This is a genomic window from Agrilactobacillus fermenti (genome assembly GCF_047943045.1).
In the GTDB taxonomy this organism is placed as follows: Bacteria; Bacillota; Bacilli; order Lactobacillales; family Lactobacillaceae; genus Agrilactobacillus; species Agrilactobacillus fermenti.
In genome coordinates this window covers 1,384,436-1,402,160 of the sequence record NZ_CP181347.1, presented here as the reverse complement: position 1 = coordinate 1,402,160, position 17,725 = coordinate 1,384,436, and the positions used below count along the sequence as shown (strand labels likewise).

The window sequence follows — 17,725 nt, the reverse complement described above, 5'->3', positions numbered from 1 at the left end:
ATTAAAGCGGATTTGTTACAAAACTCTTAGACTCTAATACTTTAACAATTGCAGCAGCGGTGTCTAATGAAGTAAAGAGTGGAATACCATGCATAATTGCCATTTCTCTAATTTCGATCCCATCATTTGCACTCTTGCTGTCTTGACCGATCGTATTGACAACAGCTTGAATTTCACCGTTTTCCAAATTCTGCAGTAAATTATTTTCGGACTCATGAATCTTTTCAACGCTTTTGACATCAAGCCCATTTTCTTCAAAGTAGCTTTCAGTACCTTTGGTTGCCCAAATTTGGTAACCTACTTGGCGGAAACGCTTTGCTAAATCTAGCGCTTCTTGTTTGTCGGCATCAGCAACGGTAAATAAAATATTACCGAATTCAGGTAAATGCATTTTTGCTGCCTCAAATGCCTTATAAAGTGCTTTTTCTAAAGTTTGATCGGAACCCATAACTTCACCAGTTGATTTCATTTCTGGGCCTAAGAGACTATCGACTTTAGCAAGTTTTGAAAATGAGAACACGGGCGCTTTGACATGAATTAATTTACTTGGTTTTGCAAGTCCATTTTCATACCCTAAATCTTTTAATTTCTTGCCTAGAACAACTTGAGTAGCAACTTGAGCCATGGAAATACCAGTAACTTTGCTTAAGAATGGCACTGTCCGACTAGCCCGTGGGTTAACCTCGATCACATAAGGCTTTTCATCATGGATGACAAATTGAACGTTCATCATGCCAATGCAATTCATACTTAAGGCTAGCTTTTGTGTGTAGGTAACAATTGTGTCAATGACAGTTTGTGACATATTTTGTGGTGGATAAACGGCCATTGAATCACCAGAATGGACTCCCGCCCGCTCGATATGTTCCATGATGCCAGGAATCAGAACAGTCTCACCATCACAGATTGCATCAACTTCACATTCCTTACCAACCAAATAACTATCAATCAATACAGGATGTTCATTGGATGCCTTGACCGCGTTCTGCATATAATTGCTAAGCTCTTTCTCGTTGTGAACGATTTCCATTGCTCGGCCACCTAAGACATAACTAGGGCGCACAAGTACAGGATAACCGATACGTGCCGCAACTTCCGGAGCTTTAGCCGCATCAGTAACAGTATCACCGATTGGATGTGCAATATTTTCAGCTTTGATGACCTGTTCAAATTGGTCCCGATCTTCAGCCCGGTCTAGATCTGCTAATTGAGTGCCTAAGATTTTAACACCGTGAGCGACTAATGGGGCAGCCAAGTTGATGGCAGTTTGACCCCCGAATTGCACAATAACGCCGATTGGGTTTTCCAAGTCAATTACATTCAAAACATCTTCAGCTGTCAATGGTTCAAAATACAATTTGTCAGAGATTGAAAAATCAGTTGAAACAGTTTCAGGATTGCTATTCATAATGATTGCTTCATAACCAGCCTTTTGAATCGCCTCAACCGAATGAACCGTCGCATAATCAAATTCTACCCCTTGACCGATACGAATTGGTCCGGAACCCAGGACTAGAACAGAAGGTTTATTAGTCACGTGGCTTTCATTTTCCATTTCATAAGTACTATAGAAATAAGGCGTCTGAGATTCAAACTCACCGGCACAAGTATCTACCATCTTATATACGGGAACGAGTTTATTTGCTTTGCGCAATTGCCGGACGTCATCAGCAGATTCCTGCCAAATGTGGGCAATTTCTTGATCCGCAAATCCGTTTTTCTTTGCAAGCTCCAAACTAGCCAGATCGTTTTTATTTTGGGCAAGTTCTTTTTCAATTTCAATGATATGTTGTAATTTATCAAGGAAGAAAATGTCAATTTTAGACAACTCAGCTAATTCTTCGACAGTGTAGCCTCGGCGTAAGGCTTCAGCTAAATAGAATAACCGATCATCTTGGGGATGAATAATTCGTTCAGAAAGGTCATCATCAGGGACCTCACTTAATTCAGGCATTTCCAAATGAATCGTCCCGATTTCTAATGAACGTACCGCTTTTAGTAAACTTTCTTCGATATTTCGACCAATTGCCATAACTTCCCCAGTCGCTTTCATCTGGGTGCCTAAGTTACGATCGCCCTTTTCGAACTTATCAAATGGCCAGCGTGGAATTTTTGCAACAACGTAATCTAAAGCAGGTTCAAATTCTGCATAAGTTGTTTCTGTCACTGGGTTTTTAATTTCATCTAATGTTAACCCGACAGCAATTTTAGCGGCCATTTTTGCGATTGGATAACCAGTTGCTTTGGAAGCTAGCGCTGAAGAACGGCTTACACGTGGATTGACTTCAATGATGTAATAGTTAAAACTATTAGGATCTAGAGCCAATTGAACGTTACACCCACCTTCGATTTTTAAGGCACGAATAATTTTTAGGGAAGCGTCCCGCAGCATTTGGACTTCCTTGTCTGAAAGTGTTTGTACTGGTGCAAAAACGACTGAATCACCAGTATGAATACCAACAGGATCGAAGTTCTCCATATTGCAGACAACCATGGCGTTATCATCTGCATCCCGCATGACTTCAAATTCAATCTCTTTATAGCCAGCAATACTGCGTTCAACGAGGACCTGTGTTACCGGTGATAAGGCCAAACCATTTTCAACGATTTCTTTAAGTTCAGCATCATTATTAGCAATGCCGCCGCCAGTGCCACCTAAAGTGAATGCCGGACGGATAATGACTGGATAACCAATTTGAGCTACAAACTCTTGGGCGTCTTTCAAAGAATAAGCAATTTGTGATTCAGGAATTGGTTCATCTAACTTTTGCATTAATTCTTTGAACTGTTCACGGTCTTCAGCTTGATCAATTGCCGAAAGCTTGGTACCTAATAATTCAATATTTAATTCATCTAAAATACCGGACTCAGATAGGGACATGGCCATATTTAGGCCAGTTTGACCACCTAAAGTTGGTAAGATCGCGTCTGGTAGTTCTTTACGTAAAATCTGTGATACAAATTCTAGCGTAATTGGTTCAAGATAAACTTTGTCGGCAATTTCTTTATCCGTCATAATGGTTGCTGGATTAGAGTTGATCAGAACAACTTCATAACCCTCTTCTTTTAATGCAAGGCAGGCTTGCGTCCCGGAATAATCAAATTCTGCCGCTTGGCCAATGACAATTGGGCCAGAACCGATCACTAAAATTTTCTTTAAGTCTTGACGTTTTGGCATTACTTAAAAGCCCCCTGTTAGTTTTGGCGTTGCTTTTGTTGAAAAGCATCGATCATTTCCATAAATTCATCGAATAAATGAACAGCATCATGTGGACCAGGCGCAGCGTCTGGGTGGTATTGAACGGTAAAAGCAGGATAAAAACGATGACGTAGGCCTTCCACTGTATGGTCATTAATTTCTTCATGAGTCACCATCAATTGATCCTTGTTGACTGAATCACGATCAACAGCGTAGCCATGATTTTGTGAGGTGAAGTCAATTCGACCAGTCGCAATTTCACGGACGGGATGATTGAAGCCACGGTGACCAAATTTCATTTTGAAAGTGCGGCAACCGTTTGCCAAAGCGAAAAGCTGATGGCCTAAACAAATACCAAAAATTGGAATTTTACCTTGAATGCCTTGAATCATTTTGATGGCTTCAGGGACCTCCGTTGGATCACCAGGACCATTCGTCAGCATGACACCGTCAGGATTTAAGGTTAAGATTTCTTCAGCAGTCGTATTGTAAGGCACGACAGTAACATTGCAGTTATGACGTGACAGCTCTCTTAAGATCGAGTGCTTCAAGCCAAAATCAACGACCACAATATTCCGACCTAAATCCGGACTTGGATAGGCTTGACTTGTAGAAACTTGTTGTACTTGATTTTTAGGTAAGACTAAAGCCTTTAACTGATCAAAAGCATGTTCATCCGCAGTATCCATAATACTTGCTTTCATGGTACCTTCTGAACGAATGCGTTTGGTCAATGCTCGGGTATCAATACCGGTGATACCGGGAATCCGTTTTGCTTTAAGAAATTCGTCTAGGGACATTTGATTGCGCCAATTACTAGCTCGACGGGCGACCTCATGAACAACGACCCCCTTACAAGTTGGGATAATAGATTCATAGTCATCACGATTGATGCCGTAGTTGCCAATTAATGGGTAAGTAAATGTCACAATTTGACCATTATAAGATTGATCTGTAATTGTTTCTTGATAACCACTCATACCGGTATTAAAGACAATCTCACCGGTAGTTGTAAATGGCGCACCGAAACCTTCACCGGCAAAGACACTACCATCTTCTAATATTAAATAGCGCTTCATGCTTGACCTCCTAATTGGGGAAATTGTACTTGTTGGCCATCTACAAAAGTTGCTTTTGGCCAGCCATAAACTACATCGTTAACAAATGGTGAATTTTTACCTTTTGAAACAAAGTCAGCTGTTTGAATTTGATGTTCTTGGTGTAAATCAAAGACGGCAATATCGGCAGCTTTATTTTCAGCTAAAACACCTGCATTTAGATTAAAGATAGCTGCGGCTTTAGCTGTCATGGCCGCTAAAAGCTGTTCTAAAGAAATTATTCTAGTTTTAACCAAGTTTGTATATAAGATGGCAAAAGCCGTTTCAGAGCCGGTAATTCCAAAAGGCGCTGTTAGCATAGAACCACTCTTTTCTTCAATACTATGCGGCGCATGATCGGTTGCAATGCAATCAATTGTCCCATCCATCAACCCAGCAATTAATGCTTGTCGATCGGCAAAGCTACGTAGCGGTGGATTCATTTTCATCATAGGATCGTCTTTCGTGATCATTGTGTCATCGAGGACTAAATGATGGGGACTAACTTCACAAGTTACGTGGATTCCGGCAGCTTTAGCAGCACGCACTTGGCGAATACTCTCAGCAGTTGAAATATGGCAAATATGATAATGAACACCAGTGGCTTGAGCAAGTTCAATATCGCGCGCAACCTGGGCGGATTCTGAAACAGATAGAATACCCGGTAAGTTCAACTTATCAGCTATCGGACCGGCATTCATAACCCCGCCACGGACTAAAGAGTTATCTTCAACATGGGCAACAATAGCTTTTTGAACTGTTTTGGCCGCTTTCATAGCGTCATACATTGTACCAGCTTCTTGCACACCCTTACCATCATTGGTAAACGCAACAGCCCCAGCGTCAGCCATTGCTTGAGCATCCACAAGGTCTGTACTTGTTAGATTTTTGGTAATGGGGGCATATTGAAATACTTTAACGTGACCGTCAGTTTGATTTCGTTTGATTTGATTATGTAATAGTTCCGGTGTGTTTGGGACCGGATCGACATTTGGCATGGCACAAACAGTTGTAAAGCCACCATGAGCTGCAGCAAGACTGCCTGTAGCAATGGTTTCTTTATAAGTTAAGCCTGGATCACGGAAGTGTACATGAATATCAACTAAGCCTGGTGTTACTAATTGACCGTTTGCATCATATACCTTCGAATCAGCTGGAGCTACGATATGAGGTGCGATTTGTTTAACTTTGCCATCAGCAACCAAAATATCTAGTTTTGTTAGTTTGCCTTGGTAGTAGACTGTTCCATTTTTAATAATTAATGACATGTTTATCAGCTCCTGCAGATAAATTACTTGTTGGTTGAATCAGGTTTTTGGCTCGTAACAAAGTTTCTAAAATGGCCATTCTCGTAAAGACGCCGTTAGTCATTTGTTGAAAAATACGGGATTGTGGGCATTCAACTAATTCAGAGGCAATTTCAACACCTCGATTGACAGGTGCAGGATGCATAATAATTGCCTGTTTTTGCAGATGAGTGGCTCTTTCAAGTGTTAAACCATATTTTTTGTGATAGTCCGCTTGTGAAAAGCTTTGATTATCCGTTTGGTTTAAACGTTCATGTTGAACGCGGAGCAACATCAAGACATCGACTTGATCGACAATCTCGCCCATCGACAAATGGGGGCCGTATGCCGCAAATTCATCGCTATACCAAGCATCAGGGCCACCAAAAACAACCTCAGCACCTAAATCTTTGAGCAACATCATATTGGATTTTGCGACACGAGAATGTAGCAAATCACCAACAATAGCAACTTTCAAACCTGCAAAATGATGAAATTCTTCATAAATTGTCATCATATCTAACAAACATTGAGATGGATGTTGGCCGGCACCATCCCCCGCATTGGCGATACTAATCGGTAAATTTGCTTGTAACAACGGTTGATAGTACGCATCTTTTGGATGACGAATCACGGCAATATCAGCACCAATCGAACTGACTGTTTTAACGGTGTCATAAAGCGTTTCACCCTTTTGGATGGAGCTTGTTTGGGCTTCAAAGTTCAAAACTTGCATACCTAATTTACGTTCAGCCATTTCAAAACTTGTATGAGTCCGGGTTGAATTTTCAAAGAATAAGTTGATGGCATAAACAGGCCGTTTTAGCTGAATGCTAGCGCCATGCTTGAATGCCTCTGCTCGTTGAACTAATTCTAAAACTTGATCGTTAGATAAATCCGCCACCGTGACAAAATCATGTTTGCGTATCACTTACGCCACTTCCCTTTCACTTGCTGCTTGCTCTGGTAAAACGAGATTCAAAACAATACCTAGTACAGTTGCAATTGCTAAGCCAGAAAACTGAAATTCACCAAGTTGTAGATAAGCATTGCCGATACCAATTACTAAGATCGATGAACCAATCATTAAGTTACGCTTTTTGTTGAAATCAATGTGGTTATCAATTAATACACGTAACCCACTTGAAGCAATTACGCCAAAAAGTAGAAAGCTGATACCACCAATGACTGGTGATGGAATACTTTGAATCAAGGCACTCAGTTTACCTACAAAACTGAATAATACAGCAAACAGGCCAGCACCCATGAGTACATAAACACTATGAACCTTTGTAATTGCCAATACACCAATATTTTCACCATAAGAAGTGACTGGTGGGCCACCAACGAAACCGGCAATGATTGAAGCTGTCCCATCGCCAGCTAAGGTCCGGTTTAATCCTGGCTTTTTGAAAAAGTTTCGATGGGTTAAACCATTTAGAACCATGATATGGCCCATATGTTCGGTCATGGTCACAAAGGCAATCGGAACCATACTTAAAATCGCACCCCAGTATAAGTGTGGGTGGTAAGAAAGAAAAGGTACCTGGAAATTTGGCAGTTGTAGCCAAGCCGCTGCTATAACGGGTTTGAAATTTACGATACCAACTAAAACAGCCAACAAGTATCCAGCGATGATGCCTAGTAAGATCGCGATTTGACTTAAAAATCCTTTAAGGAACATATTTAGAAAAATTGCGATCAATACGGTAGCCATGGCAACGATAAAGAAACGAATATCATAGTGTGTACCATTCATTGTTGCATCTTTAGCCGCAGTTCCAGCTAAAGATAATCCAATGACCATTACGATTGGCCCAACCACAATTGGTGGTAATGCTTTGTCAATCCAGCTGTAACCGATCTTTGCAACGATCAAACTCACAATCAGATAAACAATACCAACGCCAACCGTTCCTTGAGCGATGCCAGGATAACCCGTCGTTTTCATGAGGGCCAACATAGGTACGATGAAAGAAAAACTGGAACCCATATAAGCGGGAATACGTCGATTGGTGATCAAGATATACATCAATGTGCCAACGCCGGAACTGAATAAAGCGATTCCCGGATTCAAACCTACTAAAATTGGAACCAATACAGTAGAACCAAACATGGCGAATAGATGCTGAATCGACAATCCCAACCAGTGACCAAAGGTTGGTCGATCTTGAATATCTAAAATAGCTTCTTTATTGCGAAATGGCTTTTGATCTGACAAGCCGGACACCCTTCCTTATATCAAATATTATGCTTTGGTTTGTAAATCGGAAATATCAATACCATCCCGACCGTCGATTTCTTCAACATTAACATGGATCTGTTCATCTAAGGCCGTTGGTATATTCTTGCCAACAAAATCTGGACGGATCGGTAGTTCGCGGTGACCGCGGTCAACTAGCACAGCTAATGAAATCTTTTTAGGTCGGCCAATATCCATTAAGGCATCTAAAGCGGCACGAATGGTACGCCCTGTGAACAACACGTCATCCACTAAAATAATGTTCTTATCATCAATCGAAAAGTCAATTTCAGTACTATTAACCTCAGGTTCTCTTTTTTTAGAAGCGTCGTGGATATCGTCACGATAGAGGGTAATATCTAAAGCACCTACTGGAACGCTGATGTCTTCAAGCTGTTGTAAACGACTTGCGATTCTTTTCGCAACATAGATACCACGAGTTTTAATGCCAACAAGGGCAATGTTTTCGACACCCTTATTTTGTTCAATAATTTCATAAGTGATTCGTGTCAGGGCTCTTTTCATTGTTGCGCTGTCAACTACTTCCTTGGTCATAATGATTCGCTCCTTTATAGATATGTATTAATGCATAAAAAAAGCGCCCGATCCAGAGTGGATAGAGCGCTATACAAGACAACACATAATGCCTAAACTACCAACTTAATTCAATGCAGTTAATCACTGCTTGAAAGTGGTTATGTTTTAACGTGTATACCTTCTTAGCCTCTCTGGACTAAATTTAAAGGTGCTTTTATTTGATTGATTAAACTATATCGAATAACACTGTAACTGTCAACCAATTGTTCTAAGTTTTTTGAGTGTTTGTTGAAAAATCTTAGGTGGCTCAATACTGAACTGCAATTCCTCATTGGTACGTGGATGTTTGAAGCCTAAGGTCTCGGCATGTAAAAATTGTCCATTTCCCGGAAGTGTCTTTTTAGGCCCATACACCGGATCTCCGGCCAAAGGATGACCGATATATTTCAGATGGACACGAATTTGATGTGTTCGCCCTGTTTCTAAGACGCATTTGATCAATGTATATTGGCTCTTAGGGAAACGCTCCAATATTGTAAAATGGGTGACGGCCGGCCGCCCATCGCGGACAATTGCTTGGCGTTTACGGTCTTTAGGGTCACGGCCAATTGGGGCATTGATCGTACCCGCTGGTTCTTGAATAATGCCGTGGACGATGGCTAAATATGCGCGTTCATTGGTTTTAGCTTTGAGTTGGGCCGTCAGCGATTGAACTGCCATTTCATTTTTGGCAATCATTAATAAGCCTGAAGTATCCTTGTCAATTCGATGTACAATACCAGGGCGAAGTTTGTCATTGATTCCTTTGAAATGAGTATGGTACAACAAAGCATTAACCAATGTATGATCAGGATGTCCTGGGGAAGGATGCACGACCATACCTTGAGGTTTGTTAACGACCATGACGTCTTGATCTTCAAAAATAATGTCCAAAGGTATCTTTTCAGGAATAGCCTCTAATGGGGTCGGTTCAGGAATGTCAATCTGAATATGATCGCCAATTTGGACTTGATAGTTTGCTTTAACAACTTGACCATTGACGGTTATGCGATCATTTTTTAACCAATGCTGTACTCGGGACCGAGAGTATTTCGTAAAATGGGCACTGATAGCTCGATCGATTCGTTGTTTTTCAACTTCAGATTGGTAGCTGATAACTTCACTCATGCTTTGACATCATCCTTATCAAAAAATAGTAAATAAATAAACAATAAAACAACACCAACCGTCACAAAGGTATCAGCCACATTAAAGATGGGAAAATTGATGAAATCTAGTCGAAACATGTCAACAACATAAGTTAGATGAAGTCGGTCAATAAAGTTACCGATGGCGCCGCCCAAAATAAAACTTAACCCGAGTTTTAACAAGATGTGATCATGTTGTTTTCGATACAATAGATAGATGATCACAACACTAGCAACTGTCGTAACAATATAAAAGAACCAGGTTTTTCCCTGCAAGATACTCCAAGCAGCCCCATAATTACGAACGTAGAAAAGTGAAAAAACATGTGGTAAAAGTACATGACCTGCCCCAAGCGTAAGATTTGTGAGCACCCAATGTTTGACAAGCTGGTCAATAATTACGATGATGGCCGCTAAGCCGAGCCAGAGAAAAAACATAATTCACCTTCACTATTATTTAAAATAAACCTGAAATAACACCATTCTCATCAACGTCCATATTTAATGCTGCCGGTTTTTTAGGTAATCCTGGCATTGTTAAGACAGAGCCTGTTAAAACGACTAAGAAACCTGACCCCGTTTTAGGGATGATTTCACGAACATGGATCGTAAAGTCTTCCGGCGCACCTAGCACATGTTGATCATCGGTAAATGAATACTGCGTCTTTGCCATACAAATTGCTAAATCTTGCCATTGATTTTTGTTGATTAATTTCAGGTTTTGTAATGCTTTGTTGGAAAATTCAACGTGTTTACCGCCATAAATTTTTTGAACGATTGCATTGATTTTATTTTCAACTGAGTCCTGGCGATCGTAAAGTGGTGTGAATTCAGCAGGCTGTTTTAAAGCTTCAGTAACAGCCTTTGCTAAATCAATGCCACCGGCACTGCCCTTGGCCCAAACTTCAGTATTAATGGCTTGGACACCTAACTCAGCACATAAATCTTGAAGTAATTTAATTTCAGCCGCCGTATCTGCAGAAAAGGCATTGATGGCTACAACGACCGGGACGTGATACTGTTGCATATTTTTAATATGTCGCCGTAAATTTGCAAAGCCTTTCTTCAAAGCGGTCAAGTTTTCATTAGTTAATTCAGCCACAGGAACGCCACCGTTATATTTTAAAGCACGTACAGTCGCAACAATAATGGTTGCATCTGGCGTATGGCCAATGGCTGGTGCGGCAATATCCATAAACTTCTCACCGCCAAGGTCTGCACCAAATCCAGCTTCGGTTACGGCAATGTCTCCTAGACCTAAGGCCATTTTAGTAGCTAGAATGCTATTGCAGCCATGCGCAATATTTGCAAATGGCCCCCCATGGATAAAAGCAGGTGTTTGTTCTAGTGTCTGTACCAAATTTGGTTTTAAAGCATCCTTTAATAACATTGTAATGGCACCTTGGACTTTTAAATCTGCCACGGTGACGGGTTGCCGGTCATAAGTGTAAGCAACGGTAATGTTAGCGATGCGTTGCTTCAAATCACTAATATCTTCAGCAAGGCACAAAATAGCCATCAACTCACTAGCTACGGTAATATCAAACCCATCTTGACGCGGGGTACCTGAAGTTGGACCACCAAGACCGATCACAATTTGACGTAAGGCACGGTCATTAATATCCAAAGCACGTTTCCATTGGATCCGGCGCGGATCAATGTTTAGTTCATTACCTTGCTGAATATGGTTATCGATCAAGGCTGCTAAAGTATCATTTGCCGTCGTCAGTGCATGCATATCACCGGTGAAGTGCAAATTAATATCTTCCATTGGAATCACTTGGGCTTGACCGCCACCAGTTGCACCACCTTTCATACCCATGACAGGACCCAAAGAAGGCTCACGCAAGGCAATGACTGTTTTTTGACCAATTTTGTTTAGGGCATCTGCTAGTCCAATTGAAATCGTCGATTTTCCCTCACCTGCTGGTGTTGGATTAATCGAGGTAACCAAAACAAGTTTTCCTTGGGGCTTGTCCTTAACTTGTTTGATTGCATTATAAGTAAGTTTAGCCTTATATTGACCGTAATTTTCTAAATCGTTCGCTTGTAAACCTATTTTTGCACCAATCTCATTGATTGGTTTCATTGTGGTTGCTTCAACCGCTTGTGCAATTTCAATATCGCGCTTCATGAAATGCCTCCTGAAAAAGAATTAGTTGTCAATTAACACTTTATCGACGTCCACTATTGTAACACGATTTTTATTCATTGTTTCTAAGAATTTGTTCATTTTTTTACGACTCATTAGGATATCATAGTGTAAATAGCCAGGCTTAATCATTGTAATCCGAACATTGTGGTTCAAAATTGTGATTTTCTTAATATTTTTAATAGAAAGCAGCTTCGTGCGACCAAACGCCCGATGATACTTTAGGGCAGCTAATGATTTCTCAGTAAAGAGCAGTTCGAGCTTGAAGCCTAGCACACCATAAATTGTTAAACTGATAGCAATTAGCCAAAAAATCATACCTATCCAGCTGAAACCCGTCGTTTCAAATTGAATAATCAGACCTAAAAATAAAAAAATTAACATGATACACCAATAAATAATGGTGTTAGTCATTGCTGGCTGGACGCGAAATTTATGTTGTTGATCCATATAGAGGCCTCCAAGGTTATATTTCCATGAAATATATGTTAACATAACTTTTAAATCAATGTTGATTTGTTCGAGGTGTTCACATGCTAAAATTGTATACCGACGCCGCTGTGCGCGGTAATCCAGGACCAGCAACGGGCGGTGCTTTAATTATTCAGGCACATAAGCAAATCCAACTCAAAACCTATCTGGGTACAATGAATAACCATGAAGCCGAATTTAGGGCTGCAATTTGGGCTTTCACTTATCTAACAGAAAATTTCTCTACCGATGAAGTTGTTGCGTTTTATGCCGATAGCAAACTGCTGATCGATAGTTTGACGAAACATTATGCAAAGCACTTTGCATCTGTATTGAAACAGTTATTAGTACTGCAAAGCCAGTTTACCTTGGTTTTGAATGAATGGATCCCCGAACGTGCAAACAGTGGCGCCCATTCCCTTGCCTTAAGCGAGTTACAAAATTACTAACTGATTAAGTAAAGACAAAAGCCAGTCAACAATGGGCTTTTGTTAAAAAATAACGTGGGCCCTAAGACAATGTAAGAAACTGTCTCGGAACTCACGTTATTTTAAATATCAATTAGAAAAAACTAATTATTTTAAGACCTTGAAACGATCTTCGCGATCCATAAATTCTTTTTCGCCAGCTGGTTGTTCGATTGAACCAAAAGGCAATTGTGCGCGTAATTTCCAGTTATCTGGAATGTTGAAAGCGGCTTTAACCTCATCATCGATCAATGGGTTATAATGCTGTAAATTTGCACCAATGCCTTCGTTAGCAAAAGCAGTCCAAACGTTGAATTGTGCATTCCCTTGACCTTGTTCAGCCCAATCAGCAAAGTTATCAGCATACAAAGCAAAGTTGTTTTCAAATTCTTTAACAACATCAGTATCCGTGTAGAATAAGATTGTACCAAAGGCAGCCTTGAAGCCTTCAATTTTAGCTTGTGTGCTCTTAAATGCTTCTTCAGTAGGTACTTCAGGACGAAGGCGTTCCAAAGTAAGATCCCAGAGTTTATCGTGGTTTTCGTTAAATAAGAAAACGGCACGCGTCGTTTGGTTATTGAATGCAGATGGTGACAATTCAATTGCACGCTCTGCTAATTCAACGATTTCATCAGGCGTTTGTGTTACCTTTTTACCCAAAGCATAAATTGTACGACGTTTTTCGACTAAATCCAAGTATTGAGAAGACATAAAGTTTTTAACCACCTTTAATTATTTATTGCATGCTTAAAAGTATACCAACTTACTTTACGTTAGTAAAGGACTTTTTCAAATTATTTGGAATCCAGTGTAATTACGTTATAATAAAACAAACTAAATGTATTTTGGAGTGAAACATTATGAAAACAGCTGTGTTAACGGATAGTACGGCTTACCTTACACAAGCACAACAGGATAGATATCAAATACAAGTCGTACCAATTCCAATTATTTGGGGTAATCACACGTATTATGATACGAAAGATATAACTTCAGACGAATTTTACTCACGCTTAAATAAAGATCAAGAGCTACCGACAACTTCGACACCTGCTCTTGGGGAAGTTCAAGTATACTTTGATCGCTTAGCGGCAGCTGGGTATACAGATGTGATTTGTATTCTGTTATCCAGCGGCATAAGTTCTTTTGTACCCAATTTAACGGCCTATGCTAAAGAAGTATCTAATATTAAGGTCCATGTCTATGATTCCCATATCACTTGTGCTGGTTTAGCAGATATGGCCTTGTTAGCCGGAAAATTAGCTCAAGCTGGTAAAACGCCAGCAGAGATCATTCAGGCGCTAGATCAGGAAAAGACAACAATGGGCGTTTACTTTATGGTTGATGATTTGAGCCATTTAAAAAGAACCGGCCGCTTGAGCAATGCCTCTAGTTTTATCGGGGGGTTACTCAAAATTAAACCGATTCTTTCAATGGATATCCAAAATGAAGGTAAAATTTCTGCCATCGCCAAAGAACGACAGGCTAAGAAAGCTTATGAACATATTAAAACGGCTTTTGGTCAAGCCATAGCGCAAGTAGACTATCCTGTTCGCGTAACCGTGTTCGATGCGGCAGATGAGGCGGTCAAACATCAGTGGATGACCGATTTACAGCAAAGCTTTCCCAATATTATTGTCGATGAAAGTATTATTGGTCCAGTAATCGGTGTGCACACAGGACAAGGCGCCATGGCTATGATTTGGGCGCGAGATTGGCAGAGTTTTAATTAAAACCTATTTTTCCCATTTGACGAAGTCATCAAGATGTCTACCAAGATAATTGATGGCTTCTTTTGCTAACTCGTTAGCTTTGCGATCGGTCTTTGCTGGGTCTTCGCCATAATAGTCAACAATGAATCCCTTAGCAACATCAAGAAAATTTTCAGTACGGCCAAACCCATTATCTTGGAATAAGTCGTCTAGGTTTTCCAGACCCTTGCTAGCTGCATCATAAATAGTGTGGACAACGTTACGATCTTCAGGCAATTTTTGATTACCATACTTGATCAAAAATTCATTCATATCAATAATTGCTTCATGTTTAGCTTCTTTTTCCTTTTTCACTTACACTCACCTCATAAAAACTATATTACGCTTTCTAATATAGTTTTTATACGTTTATTTGGCAAATTCATCTCATCGGAATGATTCCCTTTTTTACAAATAAATTGTATACTTTGAATATATTGATGAAAGGGGTTTTATAATGCGTTACGTAATTATGAAGTCTAATGATATTCGGGAAAATTTGGCAACAGAAACTTATTTAATGAACAATAAAAATTTTGACGAACCTTTATTGTTATTTTATATAGAAGGTCCTTGTATTATTGTAGGTCGGAATCAAAATACATTTGAAGAAATCAATCAAAAATATGTTGAAGATCATCACATTACAGTCACACGCCGGCTTTCTGGTGGCGGTGCTGTCTATCAAGATCTAGGAAATCTTTGTTTCAGCTTTGTAGTCAAAGCTGACAGCGAAGAGTTTGGCGATTTCAAGTCATTTACCCAACCCATTGTTGACGCCTTACATGAAATGGGTGCGACTAGTGCAGAAGTCAGTGGCCGTAATGATATTTTGGTCGATAATAAGAAGTTTTCGGGTAATGCCATGTATACTAAAAACGGAAAGACTTTCAGTCACGGAACCCTTTCATATGATGTGGATCTTGATGTTCTAACGGAAGCGCTGAATGTGCCTGCTGATAAGATTGCTTCTAAGGGTATCAAGTCCATTCGTAGCCGTGTTACCAATCTTAAGCCCTATTTAAAACCAGAATATCAGAATCTAACAACGGCTCAGTTTAGGGATATTTTGTTATTGCATCTATTCAATGCTAAAAGTATTGACGAGATTAAGGCTCATGAATATATTGTGACACCAGAAGATGAGCAACAAATTAAGAAAATCTTTGATGATACTTATAATAACTGGGATTGGGTTTATGGCAAGTCACCAGACTTTACGTTACAAAAACGGAAGCATTTTGACTTTGGAACCATTGATGCTCGCTTATTAGTAGAAAGCGGCAAAATTCAGAATATCAAATTCTATGGCGATTTCTTCGGCCCTGAAGATGCGACACAATTGGCAGAGAAACTTAAAGGCACAATTTATGATCGGCAGCATTTGAGCGAAACCTTAGAAAATATAGATACCAATAAATACTTTAATGGCATTCCTAAGTCTGAAGTTATTGAGTTGTTAGCACAGTAGTCATAGTTAATGTGCTTAAGGAATCGAGTAGGAGACCCTAACGGGTCGGCCTCTCACACCACCGTACGTACGGTTCCGTATACGGCGGTTCAATAACTTAAGCGTTTCTGAATAGACTGGTACATTGTGGACAGATTGATAAGTCCACGGCGTTCCAGTCTTTCGTTTGTTAGAGTATATTTCAGTACACCGGTATGTGCAGTATGCCAATACCCTTTACGGGTATTAGAAAATATTCGTGCTTCTGACACCGATTCCCTAACTTTCTAAGATTTCGGAACTTCGTTTTGATTTTCTTCCATGATTTCCAGATATACTGCCGGATCCTCGTGCGCAACCATGTGTCTAGCGCTTTAAGAAAGCCCTTCATGCGGCCAATACTATAGTATCGTAACCAGCCTCGCATTTTACGCTTGATCTCTTTAAGGACAGTGTCTCAGACTAACACCGCGGTTCCGTTTGGTGATTAGCTTTACGGCCTGTTTGATACGTTCTTTGGCAACTTTGTGCGGCCGGGCATATGCTTTGCCTTTACTCACACCTAAAGTGAACCCTAAAAATTTCAATCTCAAGGGCGACCCGACATGAGTTTTCTTTTGGTTGACTGTTAGCTTCAAGTCTTTCTCCAAGAACTTGGTCACATTGGCCAGTACGCGGTAGCCTGCGCGCTTACTTTTGACGTAGATACTACAATCATCCGCATAGCGCACAAACTGATGGCCTCTGGCCATGAGCAGCTTATCCAACTCATTAAGGTAGATATTCGCCAATAATGGCGAGATATTTCCACCTTGCGGCGTGCCTTGAGCTGATTTCTCAAACAGACCACCATTCATAACCCCACTCGTTAAGAACTTACGAATAAGTCTTAATAGCCAGGAATCATCGATATATTGGCCGACAAATTTCATCAGTAAATCATGATTGACCGTGTCGAAATATGCCTTAAGGTCAAGGTCGATCACATAGTGATAACCTTGGTCATACAGCGCTATGACCCGTTTGATGGCATCATGAGCACTTCGATTGGTCGGAAACCGAAAACTGCTATCCGAGAATATCTTTTCAAACCTTGGCGACATCACTTGAGCGACTGCTTGCTGAACAAGTCGATCGACCACCGTTGGAATCCCGAGCTTGCGCTTGGAGCCGTCCGGTTTTGGAATCTCGACTCGTTTAACTGGTAATGGTTGATAACTGCCATCACGCAGTGATGCGATTAGCTCATCACGATGTTGTTTCAGATAAGGCAACAGCTCATCGACAGTTAGACCGTCAATACCCGCTGCACCCTTGTTGCTTCTGACTTTAAGGTAAGCTTGATTCAAATTATCTCGGGACAAAACTAAATCTTGAAATGAAACGCCATTCCACATCTTATCTTCACCGGAAATCACACTACGCGCCCCGGGTTGCTCTTGACCTTCCAGGTCTACCATGCCGCCGTGACCAGAACATGGTTCTGTTTTCTGCGATTGTTGCATGATTTCTACCTCCAATTTTGACGAGAATTGTTAAAGTTCGGCCCTTCGTTGTCCAAAGGACAACTATTATGGCCTCGGCTGACTTCTGTATCATTCAGCTAGACATCACTGCCTAGTTTGTACCTGTGAAACTTTCCGTTTCTCTTGTCGGGAACGTATGATACAGACCTCCCGGGTAAGAACGCTAACTTTCGTGCCATGTAACCACTGGCTTTACTGCGTACAGTTTCGAGTAGTATGGGACTTCAGTTTGTTTAGCAACCTTATCCACTGCAAACAGCCTTATAGCCACTTCTTGTTCATTGGTTCAGCACTTTGCTTTAGACTTCCTTCAGATTCCACCTCACGGTGGACACCCTTGTCCTCAACTAATAGTTCCGA

15 protein-coding genes and 1 pseudogene are annotated in these 17,725 nt (G+C 40.6%); 3 read left to right on the top strand and 13 right to left on the bottom strand.

Features of this window, described 5'->3' with window-relative positions:
- Position 1 precedes the first annotated feature (1 nt).
- From carB to ACNAN0_RS06855, 10 genes are all read right to left on the bottom strand, one after another.
- Positions 2-3,178 carry a carbamoyl-phosphate synthase large subunit gene (gene carB / locus ACNAN0_RS06900; RefSeq protein ID WP_230913807.1) on the bottom strand — a complete coding sequence of 1,059 codons (3,177 nt, stop codon included), beginning with the start codon at positions 3,176-3,178 and terminating at the stop codon, positions 2-4.
- 17 nt (positions 3,179-3,195) lie between these two features.
- Positions 3,196-4,278 carry a carbamoyl phosphate synthase small subunit gene (locus ACNAN0_RS06895; protein ID WP_230913808.1) on the bottom strand — a complete coding sequence of 361 codons (1,083 nt, stop codon included), beginning with the start codon at positions 4,276-4,278 and terminating at the stop codon, positions 3,196-3,198.
- Complete coding sequence (locus tag ACNAN0_RS06890; RefSeq protein ID WP_230913809.1) at positions 4,275-5,564, bottom strand: dihydroorotase; 1,290 nt, start codon at positions 5,562-5,564, stop codon at positions 4,275-4,277. The genes ACNAN0_RS06895 and ACNAN0_RS06890 overlap by 4 nt, the downstream gene beginning before the upstream one ends.
- Positions 5,548-6,513, bottom strand: a complete 966-nt coding sequence (locus tag ACNAN0_RS06885) for an aspartate carbamoyltransferase catalytic subunit (RefSeq protein ID WP_407929192.1) — start codon at positions 6,511-6,513, stop codon at positions 5,548-5,550. Before ACNAN0_RS06885 ends, ACNAN0_RS06890 begins: the two co-directional genes overlap by 17 nt.
- The gene (locus tag ACNAN0_RS06880) at positions 6,514-7,803 is read right to left on the bottom strand and encodes a solute carrier family 23 protein (RefSeq protein WP_230913810.1); all 1,290 of its coding nucleotides are present in this window, start codon (positions 7,801-7,803) and stop codon (positions 6,514-6,516) included.
- A 27-nt stretch (positions 7,804-7,830) separates the two neighbouring features.
- Positions 7,831-8,379, bottom strand: coding sequence for a bifunctional pyr operon transcriptional regulator/uracil phosphoribosyltransferase PyrR (gene pyrR, locus ACNAN0_RS06875; RefSeq protein ID WP_230913811.1), 549 nt, complete (start codon positions 8,377-8,379; stop codon positions 7,831-7,833).
- Between the two features lie 237 nt (positions 8,380-8,616).
- Positions 8,617-9,528, bottom strand: a complete 912-nt coding sequence (locus ACNAN0_RS06870) for an RluA family pseudouridine synthase (RefSeq protein ID WP_230913812.1) — start codon at positions 9,526-9,528, stop codon at positions 8,617-8,619.
- Positions 9,525-9,986 carry a signal peptidase II gene (gene lspA / locus ACNAN0_RS06865; RefSeq protein ID WP_230913813.1) on the bottom strand — a complete coding sequence of 154 codons (462 nt, stop codon included), beginning with the start codon at positions 9,984-9,986 and terminating at the stop codon, positions 9,525-9,527. The genes ACNAN0_RS06870 and lspA overlap by 4 nt, the downstream gene beginning before the upstream one ends.
- Positions 9,987-10,005: 19 nt before the next feature.
- Positions 10,006-11,682, bottom strand: coding sequence for a formate--tetrahydrofolate ligase (locus tag ACNAN0_RS06860; RefSeq protein WP_416352956.1), 1,677 nt, complete (start codon positions 11,680-11,682; stop codon positions 10,006-10,008).
- A 21-nt stretch (positions 11,683-11,703) separates the two neighbouring features.
- On the bottom strand, positions 11,704-12,150 hold the full coding sequence (locus ACNAN0_RS06855; RefSeq protein ID WP_416352955.1) for an EbsA family protein: 447 nt from the start codon (positions 12,148-12,150) through the stop codon (positions 11,704-11,706).
- 83 nt (positions 12,151-12,233) lie between these two features.
- Here ACNAN0_RS06855 and ACNAN0_RS06850 point away from each other — a divergent pair, with 83 nt between their 5' ends.
- Positions 12,234-12,620 (top strand): ribonuclease HI family protein, encoded by a 387-nt coding sequence (locus tag ACNAN0_RS06850; protein ID WP_416352954.1) that lies wholly within the window; start codon positions 12,234-12,236, stop codon positions 12,618-12,620.
- A 126-nt stretch (positions 12,621-12,746) separates the two neighbouring features.
- Here ACNAN0_RS06850 and ACNAN0_RS06845 read toward each other — a convergent pair whose 3' ends face one another.
- Entirely contained in the window at positions 12,747-13,349 is a 603-nt protein-coding gene (locus ACNAN0_RS06845; protein WP_230913817.1) for a nitroreductase family protein, read from the bottom strand.
- A 149-nt stretch (positions 13,350-13,498) separates the two neighbouring features.
- Here ACNAN0_RS06845 and ACNAN0_RS06840 point away from each other — a divergent pair, with 149 nt between their 5' ends.
- On the top strand, positions 13,499-14,371 hold the full coding sequence (locus tag ACNAN0_RS06840; protein WP_416352953.1) for a DegV family protein: 873 nt from the start codon (positions 13,499-13,501) through the stop codon (positions 14,369-14,371).
- 3 nt (positions 14,372-14,374) lie between these two features.
- On the opposite strand, the gene ACNAN0_RS06835 is transcribed toward ACNAN0_RS06840, so the two are convergent.
- The gene (locus tag ACNAN0_RS06835; protein WP_230913819.1) at positions 14,375-14,704 is read right to left on the bottom strand and encodes a hypothetical protein; all 330 of its coding nucleotides are present in this window, start codon (positions 14,702-14,704) and stop codon (positions 14,375-14,377) included.
- A gap of 142 nt (positions 14,705-14,846) precedes the next feature.
- Between ACNAN0_RS06835 and ACNAN0_RS06830 the strand changes: the two genes are divergently transcribed.
- The gene (locus ACNAN0_RS06830) at positions 14,847-15,860 is read left to right on the top strand and encodes a lipoate--protein ligase (RefSeq protein WP_230913820.1); all 1,014 of its coding nucleotides are present in this window, start codon (positions 14,847-14,849) and stop codon (positions 15,858-15,860) included.
- An 89-nt stretch (positions 15,861-15,949) separates the two neighbouring features.
- On the opposite strand, the pseudogene ltrA reads toward ACNAN0_RS06830, so the two are convergent.
- Positions 15,950-17,344, bottom strand: a pseudogene (gene ltrA / locus ACNAN0_RS06825) (group II intron reverse transcriptase/maturase).
- Between the last annotated feature and the right edge of the window lie 381 nt (positions 17,345-17,725).

Excerpts from the sequence above, each read along its gene's own strand:
- carB (WP_230913807.1), bottom strand. The coding sequence starts at position 3,178 with ATGCCAAAACGTCAAGACTTAAAGAAAATTTTAGTGATCGGTTCTGGC.
- ACNAN0_RS06850 (WP_416352954.1), top strand. The coding sequence starts at position 12,234 with ATGCTAAAATTGTATACCGACGCCGCTGTGCGCGGTAATCCAGGACCA.
- ACNAN0_RS06870 (WP_230913812.1), bottom strand. The coding sequence starts at position 9,528 with ATGAGTGAAGTTATCAGCTACCAATCTGAAGTTGAAAAACAACGAATC.
- ACNAN0_RS06860 (WP_416352956.1), bottom strand. The coding sequence starts at position 11,682 with ATGAAGCGCGATATTGAAATTGCACAAGCGGTTGAAGCAACCACAATG.
- ACNAN0_RS06855 (WP_416352955.1), bottom strand. The coding sequence starts at position 12,150 with ATGGATCAACAACATAAATTTCGCGTCCAGCCAGCAATGACTAACACC.
- pyrR (WP_230913811.1), bottom strand. The coding sequence starts at position 8,379 with ATGACCAAGGAAGTAGTTGACAGCGCAACAATGAAAAGAGCCCTGACA.
- ACNAN0_RS06840 (WP_416352953.1), top strand. The coding sequence starts at position 13,499 with ATGAAAACAGCTGTGTTAACGGATAGTACGGCTTACCTTACACAAGCA.
- ACNAN0_RS06895 (WP_230913808.1), bottom strand. The coding sequence starts at position 4,278 with ATGAAGCGCTATTTAATATTAGAAGATGGTAGTGTCTTTGCCGGTGAA.
- ACNAN0_RS06830 (WP_230913820.1), top strand. The coding sequence starts at position 14,847 with ATGCGTTACGTAATTATGAAGTCTAATGATATTCGGGAAAATTTGGCA.
- lspA (WP_230913813.1), bottom strand. The coding sequence starts at position 9,986 with ATGTTTTTTCTCTGGCTCGGCTTAGCGGCCATCATCGTAATTATTGAC.
- ACNAN0_RS06845 (WP_230913817.1), bottom strand. The coding sequence starts at position 13,349 with ATGTCTTCTCAATACTTGGATTTAGTCGAAAAACGTCGTACAATTTAT.
- ACNAN0_RS06890 (WP_230913809.1), bottom strand. The coding sequence starts at position 5,564 with ATGTCATTAATTATTAAAAATGGAACAGTCTACTACCAAGGCAAACTA.